15 protein-coding genes are annotated in these 17,736 nt (G+C 40.8%); 3 read left to right on the forward strand and 12 right to left on the reverse strand.

Annotated elements, in window-relative coordinates; genetic code table 11:
* Positions 1 to 165: 165 nt before the first annotated feature.
* The 4 genes from KH893_RS09380 to KH893_RS09395 all read right to left on the reverse strand — a co-directional run bounded on the left by KH893_RS09380 (position 166) and on the right by KH893_RS09395 (position 4,289).
* Positions 166 to 750 carry a DJ-1 family glyoxalase III gene (locus tag KH893_RS09380; protein WP_281165895.1) on the reverse strand — a complete coding sequence of 195 codons (585 nt, stop codon included), beginning with the start codon at positions 748 to 750 and terminating at the stop codon, positions 166 to 168.
* A gap of 230 nt (positions 751 to 980) precedes the next feature.
* Positions 981 to 1,403: a very short patch repair endonuclease gene (locus KH893_RS09385; RefSeq protein WP_281165896.1), complete on the reverse strand. Its 423-nt coding sequence runs from the start codon at positions 1,401 to 1,403 to the stop codon at positions 981 to 983.
* 5 nt (positions 1,404 to 1,408) lie between these two features.
* Positions 1,409 to 2,548, reverse strand: coding sequence for a DNA cytosine methyltransferase (locus tag KH893_RS09390; protein WP_281165897.1), 1,140 nt, complete (start codon positions 2,546 to 2,548; stop codon positions 1,409 to 1,411).
* A gap of 124 nt (positions 2,549 to 2,672) precedes the next feature.
* On the reverse strand, positions 2,673 to 4,289 hold the full coding sequence (locus tag KH893_RS09395) for an AlwI family type II restriction endonuclease (RefSeq protein WP_281165898.1): 1,617 nt from the start codon (positions 4,287 to 4,289) through the stop codon (positions 2,673 to 2,675).
* A gap of 197 nt (positions 4,290 to 4,486) precedes the next feature.
* On the opposite strand from KH893_RS09395, the gene KH893_RS09400 reads away from it, so the two are divergent.
* The 3 genes from KH893_RS09400 to KH893_RS09410 all read left to right on the forward strand — a co-directional run bounded on the left by KH893_RS09400 (position 4,487) and on the right by KH893_RS09410 (position 5,909).
* Positions 4,487 to 4,744 (forward strand): transposase, encoded by a 258-nt coding sequence (locus KH893_RS09400; RefSeq protein ID WP_281165899.1) that lies wholly within the window; start codon positions 4,487 to 4,489, stop codon positions 4,742 to 4,744.
* A 23-nt stretch (positions 4,745 to 4,767) separates the two neighbouring features.
* The gene (locus tag KH893_RS09405) at positions 4,768 to 5,619 is read left to right on the forward strand and encodes an IS3 family transposase (RefSeq protein ID WP_281165957.1); all 852 of its coding nucleotides are present in this window, start codon (positions 4,768 to 4,770) and stop codon (positions 5,617 to 5,619) included.
* Positions 5,620 to 5,702: 83 nt separating this feature from the next.
* Positions 5,703 to 5,909 carry a type II toxin-antitoxin system RelE family toxin gene (locus tag KH893_RS09410; protein ID WP_281165900.1) on the forward strand — a complete coding sequence of 69 codons (207 nt, stop codon included), beginning with the start codon at positions 5,703 to 5,705 and terminating at the stop codon, positions 5,907 to 5,909.
* 568 nt (positions 5,910 to 6,477) lie between these two features.
* Here KH893_RS09410 and rlmD read toward each other — a convergent pair.
* The 8 genes from rlmD to pcrA form a co-directional block, all read right to left on the reverse strand.
* The gene (rlmD, locus tag KH893_RS09415; RefSeq protein WP_281165901.1) at positions 6,478 to 7,845 is read right to left on the reverse strand and encodes a 23S rRNA (uracil(1939)-C(5))-methyltransferase RlmD; all 1,368 of its coding nucleotides are present in this window, start codon (positions 7,843 to 7,845) and stop codon (positions 6,478 to 6,480) included.
* Between the two features lie 73 nt (positions 7,846 to 7,918).
* Entirely contained in the window at positions 7,919 to 8,965 is a 1,047-nt protein-coding gene (locus tag KH893_RS09420) for a diacylglycerol kinase (RefSeq protein ID WP_281165902.1), read from the reverse strand.
* Positions 8,966 to 9,003: 38 nt separating this feature from the next.
* Positions 9,004 to 10,434, reverse strand: coding sequence for an Asp-tRNA(Asn)/Glu-tRNA(Gln) amidotransferase subunit GatB (gene gatB, locus KH893_RS09425; protein WP_281165903.1), 1,431 nt, complete (start codon positions 10,432 to 10,434; stop codon positions 9,004 to 9,006).
* The gene (gene gatA, locus KH893_RS09430; protein WP_281165904.1) at positions 10,434 to 11,897 is read right to left on the reverse strand and encodes an Asp-tRNA(Asn)/Glu-tRNA(Gln) amidotransferase subunit GatA; all 1,464 of its coding nucleotides are present in this window, start codon (positions 11,895 to 11,897) and stop codon (positions 10,434 to 10,436) included. The genes gatB and gatA overlap by 1 nt, the downstream gene beginning before the upstream one ends.
* 3 nt (positions 11,898 to 11,900) lie before the next feature.
* Complete coding sequence (gene gatC / locus KH893_RS09435; RefSeq protein WP_281165905.1) at positions 11,901 to 12,203, reverse strand: Asp-tRNA(Asn)/Glu-tRNA(Gln) amidotransferase subunit GatC; 303 nt, start codon at positions 12,201 to 12,203, stop codon at positions 11,901 to 11,903.
* An 88-nt stretch (positions 12,204 to 12,291) separates the two neighbouring features.
* Positions 12,292 to 13,428, reverse strand: a complete 1,137-nt coding sequence (locus tag KH893_RS09440) for a CamS family sex pheromone protein (protein ID WP_281165906.1) — start codon at positions 13,426 to 13,428, stop codon at positions 12,292 to 12,294.
* Positions 13,425 to 15,434, reverse strand: coding sequence for an NAD-dependent DNA ligase LigA (ligA, locus tag KH893_RS09445; protein ID WP_281165907.1), 2,010 nt, complete (start codon positions 15,432 to 15,434; stop codon positions 13,425 to 13,427). Before ligA ends, KH893_RS09440 begins: the two co-directional genes overlap by 4 nt.
* Before the next feature lie 21 nt (positions 15,435 to 15,455).
* A complete protein-coding gene (pcrA, locus tag KH893_RS09450; protein ID WP_281165908.1) occupies positions 15,456 to 17,708 on the reverse strand; it encodes a DNA helicase PcrA in 2,253 nt (750 codons plus the stop codon).
* Positions 17,709 to 17,736: the final 28 nt, after the last annotated feature.

Raw genomic sequence — 17,736 nt, forward strand, 5'->3', positions numbered from 1 at the left:
TTAAATTATCATTATTACATCAAAAAAGCCATCCATTCCGCAGAACAGATAGCTTAATAATCCAGCTATACCAATTTAAATTGCAATTTAGGCAATTTTATTTATCAGTACTACTTGAAAAAGAACCGTCTTATTGAAGATCAATTTAGCAACCATTAAATAAATTCAAAGACTATCCTGAATATTGTCAGCTAAATAATCATAGAGCATCCCATGTTTCAAATCTTTAGTATCATAACCTAATGTTTCGGCAATTGCATAGGCAAATGCCCAAGCTGTTGCCGGTCCGCGGCTGGTTAAAATTTTATGTTCCTGATCAGTCACAGTAATGTCCTCTTTGAAATTGCCAGTTGGCGCATCCTGTTTAGTTTCTTGATCGATCCCCGGAAAAGCCGTGTAATCTGCATCAGCCAGAATGCCATAGCGAGCTAGCGCACGTGGAGCAGCACACATTGCGGCATCCCATTGGCCGTTTTCATGACGTTTAACCATCAAATCCTGCAGCTTTTGGTTATCCCGCAAATTAGCCGAACCAGTCATCCCACCTGGGAAAGCCACTAAGTCATAAGCTAGCAAACTATCATCGACCACTTTATCGCAAGTTATCTTAATTTTGTGATCACCCATGACATCCTTGCTAATCAAACCAACCATGTCAGTTTGAATGCCTAGGCGCCGCAAGACATCAACAACGCTAAGGCCTTCAACTTCTTCACAACCATCAGCAAACACAACTGCTACTTTTGTCATGTAAAAACTTCCTTTCTTGTTCAAAATCATGGTTTTACTTCCAATGACTGCTAAATTTGCTTAATCAGTCACTGTCAACTTAATACCGCATTAAGCACAGCTAAAATTCAGCTTGCAAATATTTCCTTGCTAAACAAATTGATGTGTTTGATGGGTATTTTGTGTATCTTTGTGAATACCTCAAGGATTACTTATAGTGGATGATTTTTACACATTATATATATAGTAATTTAGCGTTTACTATCTACGTACCATTGGACGATTGAACAGTAATACTCAAGATTTTTGAGCACCCTCTTGGACCAGAAACGTAAGACTGTCCAATCCTGATTGCGTAGTTGCTCATTTACCTTTTGGTCATGTTGCATATTATATTCGATTTTTTTTATCCAATAATCACGGTTGCTTTTTATATGAGTTTTGTAATTATTCCAATCATATCCATGCCAGAATTCACCATCAATAAAAATAGCAATTTTGTACTTAGTTATGGCAATATCTGGCTTTCCAGGAAGCTTTTTATAGTTTTTTCGATATCGAATGCCTTTGTGCCATAACATCTTCTCTAAAGCAACCTCATCTTTGCCATTAGTAGAGTGTACTCTAGACATTCGTGCCCTAGTCCTCTTGTCAGTATGAAATTTATAGACCATACAGATTACTTTCCTAGCCCCTTTAATATAGGCGTATTTCCTTTCTCAAGATTTTTTAGTTGAAGCTTCTCAGTCGGCTTAACTGAATCGTATTTAATACCAGCAAAGGTCTTAAGGACTGCTTCCATAACAACTTTGGCGCCTTCAGGCGGAACAGCCATACCAATTTGTTTCCTAACAGACTCTTTACTCCCGATGAATTCAAAATTATCTGGAAAGGTTTGTAAGCGTGCACGTTCACGGTTAGTTAGTGCTCGATTTTCCTTCCAATGGTACATGTGAGTTCCACCTCCACCGGAACCAGTAACAGTATACGCAGGCTTAGTATGATCTAATCGTTTGTAAATACTGGACAACTTAGCGCCACGAACGTGGAGACGTAGGTTTTCAGGGATACCGAGGTACCAAGCATTCTCTCCTTCTGGAATGTATGATAATCGCTCAACTACCCTTTTAGTGGTGTTTGGCATTTCATTGTTTGGTACATTAATAGGAATCGGTGGTACCTCGATAGCTTGTTGACTGGTCCTCATATCTTTTGGATCAGGTGTTGTTTGTGCTGGAACGTGATAATGAATGCCTTGTTCATACAAATCATTGCGAATTCCTACAATGATGATACGATGCCTTGCTTGTGGAACACCATACTCTTCAAACTTGTAAAGATTAGGAGTAATATGGTAGCCTCTGGCCTGAAACTCTTCAAGAATTTTTACTAAAGCGTACCCTTCATTAGCACTTGAAAGTCCACCAACATTTTCGGCAACAAATACTTTAGGTTGATAATACTTCATTACCTTAACACCGTAAGAATACAATGGACCATATATGCCATTCAAACCTTTTTGCTTTCCAACGTTAGAATAATCATTGCAAGGAAAGCCGAATGCCAAAGCATCAATATCTGGTAAAATAGATTTGTCACCGATCGGAAGGTCAGAAACATCTTCACAAAATACGGTATCGGCATCTGAATCATGAAGAATATTCAGCTTATAAGTTTCTACAGTATCTTTGTCAAAATCATTAGCCCAAGCGTGCTCAAAGCCCCATTTTTCACCTGTATTATCTATAAAGCCTGCTAACTTTGCCCCTAAAGCTAAGCCACCAGGGCCACTAAATAACTCTCCCATACGGAACTTCATGCTTCTCCATCTCCAAACGTTTGTTCTGGCATACTCGTATGCTAATAATTTAATCATACACCATATATGCAAATTAACAATAAAAAAACTGCACATACTGATATGATCGATGTTAGCTTGTTTTCTATAAATGAATATTTAATGCTTTAGCAACTTGGACGAAACTTTCATAGGATTTGTCTTGGAACAACTTGACAAACAGCCCTGGCCGATTTTCCTCTGGGATATCATTCTCAGAACAATAGTTGAGCAACCAGTATAAGGCAGAAGCAGAGATCATCATTCCATGAACTTCTAGACCACTGTTTTTCAATGCTAGCTCATTGATTTTCTGAAGGTTCTTTTCATTACTATTAGTATTGGCCGTTACATAGCAGTAGTACTTAGGGTTCAAACCATCGTACCCTTTATAGCCTTCAATGTAACTATTAGCCATAACATTTCTAAGGGCTGCAGATAGATTGAAATTTCTAGAGTAGTTCTTGGCATCAACCAAGATCATGTCTTCGTCGTTTGTTTCAGCAAGCAAGTCAATATTTTCATTGACATTATTAAATGCAGTAGTTGGGTCAGGATGCATTTCTGTCATTAGTCCCATTCCTCGTAGAATTCGAGCAGTCTTACGCTCAAACTCAAGATTATCCTCTTCATGCAAGTAAGAATCGACAAATGAATCGGAGGTAACTTTGAAATTCCGCGATTTGATATCTTCGGCTATCTTTTGCGCCTTGAATCCAATAAACTCTTTACTGAGAATTGTAGTCAGTTCCTCCATACCCAAGTCTTCAGGTTGTGGATAATCTTTCAATAACTGCTGAGCTTTAATATTACGCTTACGAGCTCTTGAAGCTGGAGTGGCATTAATGCCGTACTGCGTCTTATATGTATCAACATCCAATCCAGCACTTAAGGTATAGAACTGTGGATCGGTATCGATTCGGCTATTAAATGGGTAACGGTTGCAGAAATGTTCAAACTTTTCCCAGAGCTTAGGATCATTAATCCCTTTTAACCCACCATGATCAGAATCAGCGAGTGCAAAGCCTGTAAAACGACAGAGGATAGTAAAAGTATTCGCCACATCAACGTATTTGCTGAAGTCCCCCCGACTATCGGCTCGGCTAATATCGCCATTATCATTGAATATTTGAATTTCAATTTTTGCCTTTTCTTCATCATTATTTTTACGGTATTTCAAGATTTGTTTAATCTTGGCTTTCAGCTCCTCATTCCGTTTAGCCGTCATTGCAAACAGTATAATTTCATTTTTGGTAATGTATTTATCCAGTAACTTACTGTTGGCTAACAAGATTAAGAAAATAATTGGCTGAATCCGGTAATACTTGCTGAATTTAGGACGGAATGTAGGACCAATAAAGTAGCTGTTTGGAATTTGAAGCGTTAAGACCTGCTTACAAATATTTTCAGGAACCTTTTTACCGACTAGAATTGCCTTGGCTACCTTAGTTGGCTTTAGGTAGCCATTAGAATCCTCATAAACATAGCAATAGGTTTTCAACATTGCAACCCAAGTTCGGCCACCGGAGCCGTCATGACTTATATTATTTTGCTTCATTCCAGCGTCGACCAAACATTGTTCATATTTTTGATGTAAGGGACGATTTCTCGTCCATTTTAAAGTAAAATTATTAGTTGCTTTTTGAAGTGCTCGTAATCCATCAGCGTGATATTGTGGATCACGCAACGGTCGTGTTACAAACCAGAAATTACGTTCCGTCATTCTAATCTCCTCGATTTTTATTTACATTATAATTGTTGAATCATTATATATCTTATAAATGTTCTACATTATTCATTGGATTTTTGTCAAGCACATAAAAATCTCTGTCATATTCTTGCTATAGGCATAACTGATGCTAGTATGCATTTATGGACACGATCTGGTAGAATTTTAAACATGAAAGAATCGTGCCGTTTATGGAAAAAAAGAAATATGCAATTGATTTTAAAAAGACAATCGTCGATTTATACAACAATGGAGCTTCAGTCACCGAACTAAAAAGCGAATATGGTCTGTCAACTGCGACAATTTATAACTGGGTAAAACTTTACACAAAGGGCAAAGACACCGGGAAAACTAAAGCTGACGTTTTAGCTTTACAAAAACGGTTAGCCCAACTTGAAAGTGAGAACGATACTCTAAAAAAAGCATTGACCATATTCGCAAAAAAGTAGCTCCCAATGAATGGCTAGCAGCTATTGAAATCAACAAACCTAAACATACTATCAAAGAGTCTTGTGCTGTTTTATCTTTTCCAAGATCAACGTATTACGCCGTTAAAAATCACAAAATACCAAGAAAAAAATTGTATCATGAGTACTTAAAAGAACAAATCACTGAAATATATCATGAGTCTCATGATATTTATGGTGCACCAAAAATCCATTACATCTTGAATCATCAAGGCGATCATGCAAGTCTGAAATTAGTTCAAAAAATCATGAGAGAGCTTGGCCTTCGGTCAAAAACAGTTAGGAAATGGCGTCCCGGACCAACTGCAAGACAAAAATTGGAGCAATTACCCAACCTAATAAATCAGGATTTTTCAACAACATCACTTAACCAAAAGTGGGTCACAGATATTACCTATATTTACACAACTCTAGATGGTTGGTGTTATCTTTCATTTATCCAAGATCTTCATTCGAAGAAAATCATAGCCCATAGTCTTTCAAAAACAATGACTGTTGATTTATGCCTACAAACCTTAAAGACAGCTTGTGAAACCCAGAAAATAACTACGGGAGAATTGATTCTTCATTCAGATATGGGTTCTCAATATACTAGCAATGTGTTTAATAAAGCCCTTGAACAGCTAGGAATCAAACATTCTTACAGTCGTAAAGGCTGTCCATATGACAACGCAACTATCGAATCTTTTCATGCGTCCTTGAAAAAAGAGGAAGTCTATTTGCACACTTATAAAAATTTTGAAAGTGCAAAAATAACACTATTTCAGTATATCGAGGGCTTTTACAACAATCATCGTATTCACAGCAGTTTAAACTATTTGACACCAAACATGTTTGAACAACAACTCAGTGCCTAATTTTTAGCCAAAACAATTACGTTTCTTGAACTCATTGTCTCAATTAAGTGTTTCGAAAATTCTACCAAAATGTGTCCAAAAACTTGACTCAGATCCACAACTGGTTGGACAAACATATTGAGGGAACTAATGATCCGCGCATTTGGGGAAAAGTTTTAGAGGGTGACCTTGGTAGCTTATGGCGGTATCGAGTTGGTAGTTACCGAATTATTGCTAATATTCAAGATGAGATTTTCACTGTCGTTGTCGTCAAAGCCGGAAAACGAAATGATGTCTACAAACGAAAATGATGGAAGACTATTAAATTGGAAAGAATCGAGGACGCGGTACTATTGCCGCCATAGTTATCATGGCGTTAAGTCAGTTTATCATCGACTGTGCTAAAGAAGCCTACGCGATAATAAAAAAAACCAACCATAACGGTTAGCTTCATCTTCGATCATTCTGATCACGCTTGAGGGTAACGAGGTGCCACTCGTTGCCTTCTTTTCGTTTACTATAATATCTAATCTATCTTAATCTTTAAACTTTTCTGCTGGTGGTTTTAACTGTCAGCTTTTTACTTTGTTATAATTTACTTTTCAACTTCTGTTGGCTTATCAGTAGAAGTAATTAAGCAAGTGAAAACAGCTCAACAACTAACTTAAGTGCACTTTGACAAAGCACTTGAGCCTAATTAACATTACGAACTTTCAACTTGCATATAAATTAGTAGAAGTGCACATATGATTGAAAAAGTCACCTTGTCAAATTGCAAAGTTACACTCTCGACGGTTCGTACTTGCCAATCATTTGTCACTTTGCTTCTCATTCTTGGGTGACTATCGCATGGAGCGTTACTAAGCTTCCACGCTCCTTCTAGTCGCGTTCCAGGACTGTCACGCTCTCAACATGATTCGTCTGCGGAAATTGATCGAACGGCTGAATCGGTTGAGCAACTGAGTAGCCATGATCTAACAAGTAGCGCAGATCACGCACCAAAGTCGCCGGATTGCAGCTGACATAAACGATCCGCTTTGGTGCCAACTGCATGGTACTCTCCAAAACTTCTGAATCCAAACCTTTGCGTGGCGGATCAAAGACCACCACATCCGGTTTAAGATCTTGATCTGCCCATTTTTTCATCCATTCGACAGCTGAACCGACTTTAAATTCAGTATTGGTGATTCCATTGAGTTTGGCGTTTTTCTTGGCATCCGCAATCGCATCCGGGACGATCTCGACCCCAAAAACTTTTGCTACCTTTTGCGCCAACGTCAATGAAATCGTCCCGATTCCGCAATACGCATCAATTACCGTTTCGTTACCGCTTAAATGGGCAGCTTTGACAGCATACTGATAGATTTTTTCGGTCTGCAAAGAATTGACTTGGAAAAATGAGCGTGGTGAAATTGCAAAGTTAATTCCGTTCAGCTGGTCAGTGATTTGTTCTTTGCCGGCAAGCAATTTTTCAGTTTCTCCTAAAATAACATTGGTCCGCTCAGAATTAATATTTTGATAAACGCTAACGACATCTGGGCAATGCTCAATTATTTCCTGGGCAATTTGATTTGCGGCCGGCAATTTGCGTGAGCGGGTAACTAAGATCACCATGACCTCACCAGAATAATGGCCGCGACGAATCACGATATGGCGCAAGATCCCGCTGTGTGCCGATTCATTATAAGCGGGGATCTCAAATTCACGTAAGATGTCGCGGACAACCATCAAAACTTGATCGATTCTTGGATTTTGAATTAAGAAGTCATGTAAGACAATGAACTGGTGACTCCGTTGTTTGAAAAAACCAGTTTCCAGTTGACCGTTGACCATCCGAACCGGGATTTGAGCTTTATTGCGGTAATGCAACGGCTCAGCCATTCCGATCGTTGGCGCAACCTCAATTTGATCTAAATGAACTTTATGCAATAACTCTTGAAGCTGGTTTTGCTTGAACTGCAACTGGGCTTGGTAGGTCAAATGCTGTAGCGGCGCAATCCCCGTTTGTAAATAGGCCAGTTTAGAAACGGGTTGGCGTTCTGGACTATCATTATACCGTTCCATAACTTTAGCGAAGCCGTAATTCTTGCTGACTTTTAAGACATGTGCCAGAACTTTTTCACCTGGCAGGGCATTTTCAATAAACAAAGGATAATGTCCAACCTTGGCTACTCCTCTACCTTGATAACTTAGGTCCTCGATTGTTAATTCTAGTTCCTGATTTTTTTGAACTGGAACATTTTTCATACTTCTATCTCACTTTCTTAATTAGCCAAAAAACACCGTGCTTTTGATATTTCGAAGCAACGGTGTTCTCAGCTTATTCTTTATTTGCCGTCTGGTCAGTGATCTTTGACTCAGAAGTTTTCTCTTCCTTCGCAATTCCTTCCATTTCCTCAACAAAATGCTCACGCGCATTTTCTTGCGCAGATTCAATTGGCGAAGTAATTGCAGTAGCCGGGATTTCGGCAGTATTAGCGAACATTTCAATATGCTGTTTTAAATCGCGAAAGGCCATCGGAGCATCTCCGCCATATTCACCATCAATATTGATCATCAATTTATCATCAACTGGATGAGCAACTAACTTAGACGTTTTAACATACAAGATTCGGGGATCATTGATATGTTTACCACCATTTAAAACCATTGTAATCAGTTGCAAGATTTCTACCAAATTGCTGGTTTTAACGACAATCAGCGTAAACTTGCCATCATCCAAGGAAGCATCCGGCACGATTTGTTCAAAACCACCAACTGAATTTGTCAGTGCCAAAAAAAACATCGATGCTGTTCCCGCAAATTCACCGCCGTCATATTGCAAATGCATTTTGATCGGTTTGATCCGTGGCAGCAGTTCAGCTCCCTTGACCAGGTAGGCTAAATAGCCGAACAACGATTTATATTCAGATGGTACGCCATAGGTCAATTCCGTCAGCAAACCACCAGCTGCGATATTGACAAAGTACTTTTTGCCAGCTTGGCCGATATCCATTTTCACGGTTTTGCCGTTTGCAATCACCTTAGCAGCTTCAATTGGGTTTTCCCGTGGAATCTTTAAAGCCCGTGCGTAATCATTCGTTGTTCCGGCCGGAATAATTCCCATTTTTGGTCGGTGTTTCAACGGAGCGATCCCATTAACAACTTCATTGATCGTCCCATCCCCGCCGGCTGCGATCACTAAGCTAAAACCAGCTCGTGCAACTCTTTCCGCTTCATTTCTAGCTGAATTAGGCTCGGGAGTAGTTTGGAAAGCACTTGTTTCATAACCAGCTCTTTCCAGAATATTCAGGATGTTCACTAAATCATACTTCATGGCTTCCCGGCCAGAAGTCGGATTATAAATAATTCGACAGCGTTTTTGCATTCTCAATTGCCCCTTTAATCACACGAACTTGTTCTAGACTACCTGGCCTGCAAACTTGACAGCAATAATTGATTAACAACCTTTGGATTGGCTTTCCCATGCGTTTGTTTCATGATCTGGCCAACCAAGAAACCGATTGCCCGATCTTTGCCGTTCTTAAAGTCATCAATTGATTTTTGATTATTGTTCAAAATTTGATCAATGATTGGCTGCAAAACAGCTGGATCAGATAACTGGACCAAACCTTTTTGCTCGACCCAAGCTTTTGGTTCGGTATCCTTGGTAATGATCTCCTTAAAGACTTTTTTCGCGATCTTCGAAGAAATTGTTTCATTTTCAATCATCTTGATCATTGTTGCCAAATGAGCTGGCGTCAATTTAGTAGCCGGCAAATCGATCTGTTTGGCATTCAGATAAGCATTAACTTCACCCATTAACCAGTTGGCAGCTAATTTAGGATCAGCCCCAGCAGCAACTGTTGCTTCAAAGAAATCGGACATTTCCTTGGTCTGCGTCAAAACTCCCGCATCATATTCCGGCAATTTCCACTCTGAAACGTAGCGTGCGCGCCGTTTATCCGGCATTTCGGGAATCGACTGGCGAACTTCTTCGATCCATTCGTCAGAAATGTGAACTGGTGGCAGATCCGGTTCTGGGAAGTAGCGATAGTCGCTGGCACCTTCTTTGACCCGCATCAAGATTGTTTCACCGGTTGCTTCATCAAAGCGCCGTGTCTCCTGCTGGACTTTGCCGCCAGACATCAAAACCCGCTGCTGCCGCTTAGATTCATAATGAGTCCCCTTGCGAACATGTTCAAAAGAATTTAAATTCTTCATTTCGGTTTTAGTTCCCAGTTTGGTTGAACCGATTGGCCGCACAGAAACATTGACATCAGCCCGCATTGAGCCCTCTTCCATCTTAACGTCAGAGACACCGGTAAACTGCACAATTTGTCGTAATTTTACCAAATAGGCATAAGCTTCATCTGCTGTTGAAATATCTGGTTTTGAAACGATTTCGATTAACGGCGTCCCCTGACGATTTAGATCAACGTATGAATAGCCGTCTGGACTATGCGTATTTTTACCGGCATCTTCTTCAACGTGCATTTCTTCGATCCCGATTTTCTTCTTTTTACCATCGACTTCGATTTCGACCCAGCCATTGCGGCCAATCGGCGTTTCTGATTGGGTGATCTGATAAGCTTTCGGATTATCAGGATAGAAGTAGTTTTTCCGATCAAAAAGCATATCGCGGGTGATCTCACAATTCAAAGCTAATGCTGCCCGCATCCCGAATTCAATAATTCCGCGGTTAATCGTTGGCAAAGCACCTGGATAACCCCAGTCAACAACATTAGTATTCGTATTCGGTTCTGCCCCGTATTCAACTGGTGCGGGTGAAAATGCTTTCGAATTAGTTTTTAATTCAACATGGACTTCAAGTCCGATCGTTGCTTCAAAATTCATTAATCTTGGCCTCCAATCACTGGAACTTGTTTATGAAAATCGGTTGCTTGTTCAAAAGCATAACCGGCGCGATACAAAGTCTGCTCTTTAAACTGGTTGGCAATCAATTGCAAACCGACTGGCAAGCCATTTGAAAAACCTGCTGGCAAAGACATCCCTGGCAAGCCAGCCAAGTTAACTGGAATCGTCAAAATATCATTCATGTACATAGTGACCGGATCATCAATATCTTCACCAATCCCAAAAGCAGTGGTCGGAGTAGTTGGTCCCAAGATCAGATCATAATCTTGGTAAATTTTAGCAAAATCACGGCAAATCAAAGTCCGGACCTGTGCAGCTTTTTTGAAGAAGGCATCATAAGTTCCAGCTGATAATGAGAAAGTTCCTAACATGATCCGCCGTTTAACTTCATCGCCAAATGCTTCTGAGCGCGACTTAACATAAACATCTTCGAGGCTTTTAACATCTTGTGCCCGATAGCCGTAACGAATGCCATCAAAACGCTGCAGATTAGAGCTAGCTTCTGATGACGCGATAATGTAATAAACTGGCACACCGTATTTGCTGTGTGGTAAGCTAACTTCATCGACCGTTGCACCCAATTTTTCAAAGGTGCTGATCGCATTTTGAATTGCTTCTCGAACATCAGTGGCGATCCCCTTACCCAGATATTCTTTCGGTACTGCAATCCGCATTCCCTTAATATTGCCATCTAAACCAGCGGCAAAATCAGGAACTGGCTGCGTTGAACTGGTGGCATCATGTGGGTCAACCCCACTGATAGCATTTAAAATTAACGCATTATCTTTAACTGTTCGTGTCATGGGTCCAATCTGATCCATACTGGAAGCAAAAGCAATCAAGCCAAACCGCGATACCCGGCCATATGTCGGTTTAACGCCAACAATACCGTTAAAGGCAGCTGGTTGCCGAATCGAGCCACCAGTATCTGAACCCAAAGCCCCGATTACTTCACCACTGGCAACGGCAGCAGCTGAGCCACCGGATGAGCCACCGGGAACTTTGGTCTGATCCCAAGCATTTTTCGTAATTTTAAAAGCCGAGTTTTCAGTTGACCCACCCATTGCAAACTCATCAAGATTCGTTTTGCCGACAGTGATCATTTGTTTAGCAGCCAATTTATCTATAACTGTTGCATTGTAAATCGGCTGAAAATTCTCCAAGATCTTGCTGGCAGCGGTGGTCCGCAAACCTTTAGTGACAATGTTGTCTTTGATTGCTAAAGGAATCCCCGCCAAAATATTTTCTGGGTCAACGCCCTTTTGATCAAGCGAAGCGGCCTGAGCCAAAGCAGTTTGTTCGTTAAGTGTCAGAAAAGCTGCTAATTTTTGATCACGCTGCTTGATCGTGGCAAAGGTTTCCTTGACCAATTCAGTAACACTAATTTCTTTTTTAACTAATAACTCATGTAGACTGGTCAAATCTTGCTTAAAGTAATCCATCGATTATGCTTCCCCACTTTCATCAATGATTGCCGGAACTTTGATATAGCCGTCTTGACTGTCCGGAACATTTTTCATCAATAAATCACGATCAGTTCCTTCTTCAGCGACATCAGTTCGCATAACATTCTTGGCATCGGTAACGTGCGTCGTTACTGGTACGTTAGTTGTATCAACATCACTTAACTGTTGAACCATTTTGATGATCTCATCCATTTGTCCAGTAAACTTCTGGAGCTGTTGATCTGTGAAAGCTAATTTAGCTAACCCAGCAACATGTTTTACTTCATCTGCAGTGATTGCCATTAGTACTCCTTCTTTCCCTTTAATAACTGTATTTTAGCATAAGATTTTTACCTGCTGGGATCTCAATCACAAATTCAGGCTTTTTTTATTAATAACTACTGAAAACATGGGTATAATAATTGGTTTGCTTGGCAGTTCTGGCCAAGAAACTCTGAACTGTCCCATCACTTCCTTTGACGGTAATGTCGATGGGAATTCCACTTGGCAAATAATTTCGGGCGGCTTGCGCTAAATATTGAGTAAAACTGATAATTTCTGTTTCACTATAAAATTGCGTTGTAATATTAACGTGCAAACCTTGCAGCTGTTTATTTTCATATTCCGCTTGGGCCGTCACCCCTGCCAAATTCGGGAAAAAGTTCTGAACTTGCTTTTTAAAACTTTCAAAGGAAGTTTCATCATTATCATTCGGCACTGAATTAGTTGAAGTTTCTGGCATGATATAACTCTTCAAATTGATATCATTCCAAGTACTGATCGTACTGCCACTTTTGACATAGGTATAAGAGTAAAATGATCCGCCAACCAAACTGTCATTCGGTGCTTGTTCAAACATTGCAATCATAATCGGTACATTATTGCCAACTTTATTGCGCACCCGTTGTATTACTTTAGCTGCAGCTAAGCGACCTTCTTCAATCATCTTAGCTTTTGAAATCGTTGTTGAATAAGTTGCTCCGTATTGTTCTTTTTGATAATAATCTTTGCGATTCATACCAATTCCGATCGTTATCCCAGATAAAACCAACTTGCCATTTTTTTGCTTCATATAATCCTGTTCTTCTAATTGCTGAACATAAATTGGATTACGCTTATCTGGATCAGTTTGACCATTATTTTCTGGATTCAGCCCCGTCGAATTAGACTTAGATTGACGTCCTAACCAATTTTCAACTGTTGCTTTTGAAAGCACCTGTCCTTCGCGAAAGATGTAATCACTGGTCGAAAACTTGCTTTTAGACAATTGCAACAAGCCACTCTCAAAGCTCTTCAAATTCAGCAAATTATCTGAATTTTGCGAGATTCCGACGCCGCGCGACTTACTAGTCAAATAACTGCCATTGTTGATTACCGTTTGATACTGGCTGTCATTTGACTTAGCAGTGATCTGATAAGATGAACTGCTTTTGCTTTGTGAAGAGTTCGTTGAAGTTTTGCTGCTTTGGCTGCATCCACCTAAGATCAAAGCAATTAATGCACTAACAAGAATGCCAGTTTTTTTCACTTTTCTGCCTCCATTAATTCAATAAATCTATTTTCCGTCATGATTTTGACTTCCAAGGATTGAGCCTTGACCAATTTACTGCCGGCATCTTGGCCAACGATCAACAAATCTGTTTTAGAAGAAACACTGCCAGTCACTTGAGCGCCATGTGCTTCCAGCCATTTCTTAGCTTGCAAGCGCGTTACAGTTTCTAATCTGCCGGTCAGGACGACGCGTTTTTGACTAAAGAAACTATCGCTGGGGATCGTGGCTGGAGCTTGGCCCAAATACTTTAGATTGACTCCAACGGCCGTCAATTCAGCAATCAGTTGTTTTACCTCTTGATTTTCAAAATAAGTCACAATACTTTGGGCAATCGTCGGCCCAATCGAAGCAATTGCCGCAATTTTAGCTTCACTGGCTTGCATCAGCTGTTCCAAGTTGCCAAAATTTTGCAAGAGCAAGCGGGCAGCTTTGATTCCGACATGCCGGATCCCCAAACCGTATAATAAGCGTTCAGCTGAATTATGCCGGCTATGGTCAATTGCCGTCAAGAGGTTTTGGGTCGATTTTTCTTTAAATTTATCTAATTTTAACAAATCATTGGCTTCCAGCCGATATAAATCAGCCACATCCGCTACTAAATTCTGCCGATAAAGTTGCTCGACGATGCGCGGTCCGAGGCCCGTGATCTCCATTGCATCCCGAGAAGCAAAATGAACGATGCTTTCTTTGATCAAAGCTGGGCACTTAGGATTAATGCAACGCAAAGCCACTTCTTCGTCCAAATGGACCAACTTAGCCTGACACACCGGACAGTTAGTCAAGATTTTAGTTGGCTGAGCGGTTGTCGGCCTTTGCTTTAAAACGACCTCCGAGATTTCGGGAATTATGTCACCAGCCTTATGCAGCTTGACAGTATCACCCACCCGAATATCTTTTTGCAACAAATAGTCCGGATTATGCAGTGAAGCCCGACTGACTGTCGTCCCAGCCAACGTAACAGGGTCCATAACGGCTGTTGGGGTAACGATTCCGGTTCGGCCGACCGTCCATTCAATTTGTCGCACGATTGTTGCTTGTTCATCTGGTGGAAACTTAAAAGCAATCGCCCAGCGTGGAACTTTGATCGTATTGCCGACTTGCTGATGGACCTGCAACTGATTAGCTTTTAAAACGATCCCATCAATATCATAAGCTAATTGTGGCCGTTTGGCTTGATATTCATCGAGATAAGCCTCAATTTCTTGGTGATCATGAGCAACCCGAGATTCTTGGTTGACTTTAAATCCCCAAACCGCCAGCTGTTTGATAACAGCACTTTGCGTCTTTAAACCAAACCTTCTTGGTTCCAACAAATAATAAATAAAGGTACTCAACTGTCGTTCAGCTGTAATCCGTGGATCTAATTGTCGCAAACTTCCAGCCGCAGCATTACGCGGATTGGCAAAAACAGGCAGGCCCTGTTCTTCACGCCGCTGATTTAAACGCACAAACGCAGCTTTGGGCATATAACACTCACCCCGAACTTCTAGGGAGACCGGCTCGCTTAGCTGCAACGGGATTGCTTTGATCGTTTTTAAATTATTAGTGATGTTTTCACCAATAATTCCATTGCCACGTGTTGATCCTTCAACTAACAGCCCATCGCGATAAACTAAAGAAATCGCCAATCCATCGATCTTTAATTCACAATTATAATCAACTGGTTGTTGAACTTGCTGCTGCAAGCGTTGATCGAATTCAAATAATTCGCTTTTCGAAAAGACATCCCCCAAAGATAGCATTGGAATGGCATGCCGCTTTTTTTCAAAATTACTCAGAACTTGGCCGCCCACTCTTTGGGTCGGTGAATCAGGCGTAATCAACTGAGGAAACTGCTTTTCGAGCTGCTGCAGCTGGCGATAAGCTTGATCATAGACCTGATCTTCAACCGTCGGAGCATCTTCAACATAATACTGGCGACTCCAAGTATTCAGCTGATCGCGCAGCTGGGCCACTTGCTGAGCTGCTTGTTCCTCATTCATGATATAAGTCCTCCTTTAAGTCTACTGCTTTTGGTGACTAATTGGGGCAAAAGCTGCTAATAAACGTTTAATTCCTTGGCCTGGAAAAGCAATATCTAATTCTAGATCCTCACCCCTGCCAGATAATTTAACAATCGTCCCCTGGCCCCAATTCTTATGCCAAACTTTATCCCCGATCCTCCAGGCCGCTTTTTGTGCTCCAGTTCCTGGGTTGACCGCTTGAACGCTGGAGGCCACATGTTGCCTAGTACGTAACTGCGGATTAACAACCCGCCGGCTGCTCAGTTGATGACGATGCCAAGCACCAACATTGGTGGCAGCTGCTTGCGAATTTTTGCTTTCCAGCAAACTCGGATTGATTTCATCGATAAAGCGGGAAACCGGATTAGCTTGCTGGCGGCCATAAAGCATTCGTGATAAAGCATTCGTTAAATATAATTCCTGTTTTGCTCGGGTAATACCGACATATGCCAATCGTCGTTCTTCTTCCAATTCGGTTTCATTGAAAGCTGCACGCCCCAATGGAAAAAGTCCTTCTTCCATTCCAACTAAAAAGACAACCGGAAATTCCAACCCCTTAGCCGCATGCAAGGTCATCAAAGCTACTTCATCAGTTTCCTCGCTTAAAGAATCCTGGTCCGACATCAAAGCCAAATCAGCTAGAAAATCAACGAACCGATCACTGTCTTCATTTTCCGGCTGCCAAGCAGCATCAAATTGGCGAGTTACCGTCAAGAATTCATCCAAATTTTCTAACCGACTTTGATTTTCCAAATTTTTAGTTGCTTGCAACGCTGCTTGATAACCGCTTTTGGCGAGAACTTTTTCCGTTAATTCAGTAATATCAACTGATTGCTGTAACTGATGCAGTTGATTAATCATTACGGCAAAATTTTCAAGCTCACGTGCCGCCTTACCAGAAATATTGGCCATTGCCGGATCTTCAGCTGCTTTTAGCAAAGAAATTTGCTGGCGCGCAGCAAAATCCGTCAGCTTTTCTAAACTAGCCGCTCCGATTCCACGTTTTGGCTCATTAACAACCCGATTGAAACTTAATGAATCTTGAGGATTAGTAACTAATTGCAAATAAGCCAAAGTATCCAAGATTTCTTTGCGATCATAAAATTTATGCGCACCTACAATCCGATAAGGAATATTTGATTTAACAAAAGCTTCTTCGACTGTTCGCGATTGGGCATTAGTCCGATATAAGATGGCAAAATCTTGATAGCAATAACTTTTTTCCTGCATCAATTGCTGAATTTGGCGAATAACAAAATAAGCTTCATCATTAGCGCTTTGCGCCCGATAATAATGGATCTTATCGCCTTGATGATTTTCTGTCCATAATTTTTTCACTTTACGGTTAACGTTGTTTTTGATAACTGAGTTAGCCGCCTGCAAAATCGTTTTAGTCGAGCGATAATTCTGTTCCAATTTAACGACTTTAGCACTTGGATAATCTTTTTCAAAATCCAGAATATTTTGCATGTTAGCTCCGCGCCAACCATAAATACTCTGGTCAGCATCACCAACAACACACAGGTTATGTGACCCGGCGGCTAGCTGACTGACAAGCTGATATTGTGCCTCGTTAGTATCCTGATATTCATCAACATGCAGATAAAGGAATTTATCCTGATAATGTTTTAAAATCTCCGGTTCTTGCTTAAAAAGTTTTAAAGTCAACATGATCAAGTCATCAAAATCCACTGCCTGATTTTTTTCCAGACCTTGTTGATATAAAAGGTAAGCTTGAGCCGCTTGCTTTTCAAACGGACCATTAGCTTGAGCGGCTAATTCAGCAGGCGTCAACAGTTGATTTTTAGCATTGGAAACACTGGCTAACAAAGCCCGCGGATCAAACTTTTTGCTATCCAGATTTAATTCTGCTGAAACATTTTTCATCAATGTCCGCTGTTCACTAGTTCCAACGATCGTAAACGTCCGTTCATAGCCCAATTTGTCGATATCACGGCGCAAGATCCGCACACATAAAGCATGAAAAGTCGAAACCCAAACGTCAGCAGCCGCCGCTCCCAACAAACGGCTAACACGTTCCCGCATTTCGCGGGCAGCTTTATTCGTAAAAGTGATCGCCAAAATATTCCAAGGATCAATGCCAACATTTTCAATCAAATAAGCGATGCGATGAGTCAAAACCCGCGTTTTCCCGCTACCAGCACCGGCAATTACTAACAATGGGCCATTGATTTGTTCCACCGCTTCTTTTTGTTTATCATTTAATCCAGCTAAGATTTCTGTGGCTTCCAAAATTTTCAATCCTCTCTTGAATCCAATC

This window comes from Liquorilactobacillus sicerae, assembly GCF_029916425.1.
GTDB classification, from domain to species: domain Bacteria; phylum Bacillota; class Bacilli; order Lactobacillales; family Lactobacillaceae; genus Liquorilactobacillus; species Liquorilactobacillus sicerae.

What these genes read in the sequence shown, in the direction of transcription:
- KH893_RS09395 (WP_281165898.1), bottom strand. Translation starts at nt 4,289, where the DNA reads ATGACGGAACGTAATTTCTGGTTTGTAACACGACCGTTGCGTGATCCA.
- gatA (WP_281165904.1), bottom strand. Translation starts at nt 11,897, where the DNA reads ATGGATTACTTTAAGCAAGATTTGACCAGTCTACATGAGTTATTAGTT.
- KH893_RS09380 (WP_281165895.1), bottom strand. Translation starts at nt 750, where the DNA reads ATGACAAAAGTAGCAGTTGTGTTTGCTGATGGTTGTGAAGAAGTTGAA.
- gatC (WP_281165905.1), bottom strand. Translation starts at nt 12,203, where the DNA reads ATGGCAATCACTGCAGATGAAGTAAAACATGTTGCTGGGTTAGCTAAA.
- ligA (WP_281165907.1), bottom strand. Translation starts at nt 15,434, where the DNA reads ATGAATGAGGAACAAGCAGCTCAGCAAGTGGCCCAGCTGCGCGATCAG.
- gatB (WP_281165903.1), bottom strand. Translation starts at nt 10,434, where the DNA reads ATGAATTTTGAAGCAACGATCGGACTTGAAGTCCATGTTGAATTAAAA.
- rlmD (WP_281165901.1), bottom strand. Translation starts at nt 7,845, where the DNA reads ATGAAAAATGTTCCAGTTCAAAAAAATCAGGAACTAGAATTAACAATC.
- KH893_RS09390 (WP_281165897.1), bottom strand. Translation starts at nt 2,548, where the DNA reads ATGAAGTTCCGTATGGGAGAGTTATTTAGTGGCCCTGGTGGCTTAGCT.
- KH893_RS09420 (WP_281165902.1), bottom strand. Translation starts at nt 8,965, where the DNA reads ATGCAAAAACGCTGTCGAATTATTTATAATCCGACTTCTGGCCGGGAA.
- KH893_RS09400 (WP_281165899.1), top strand. Translation starts at nt 4,487, where the DNA reads ATGGAAAAAAAGAAATATGCAATTGATTTTAAAAAGACAATCGTCGAT.
- KH893_RS09385 (WP_281165896.1), bottom strand. Translation starts at nt 1,403, where the DNA reads ATGGTCTATAAATTTCATACTGACAAGAGGACTAGGGCACGAATGTCT.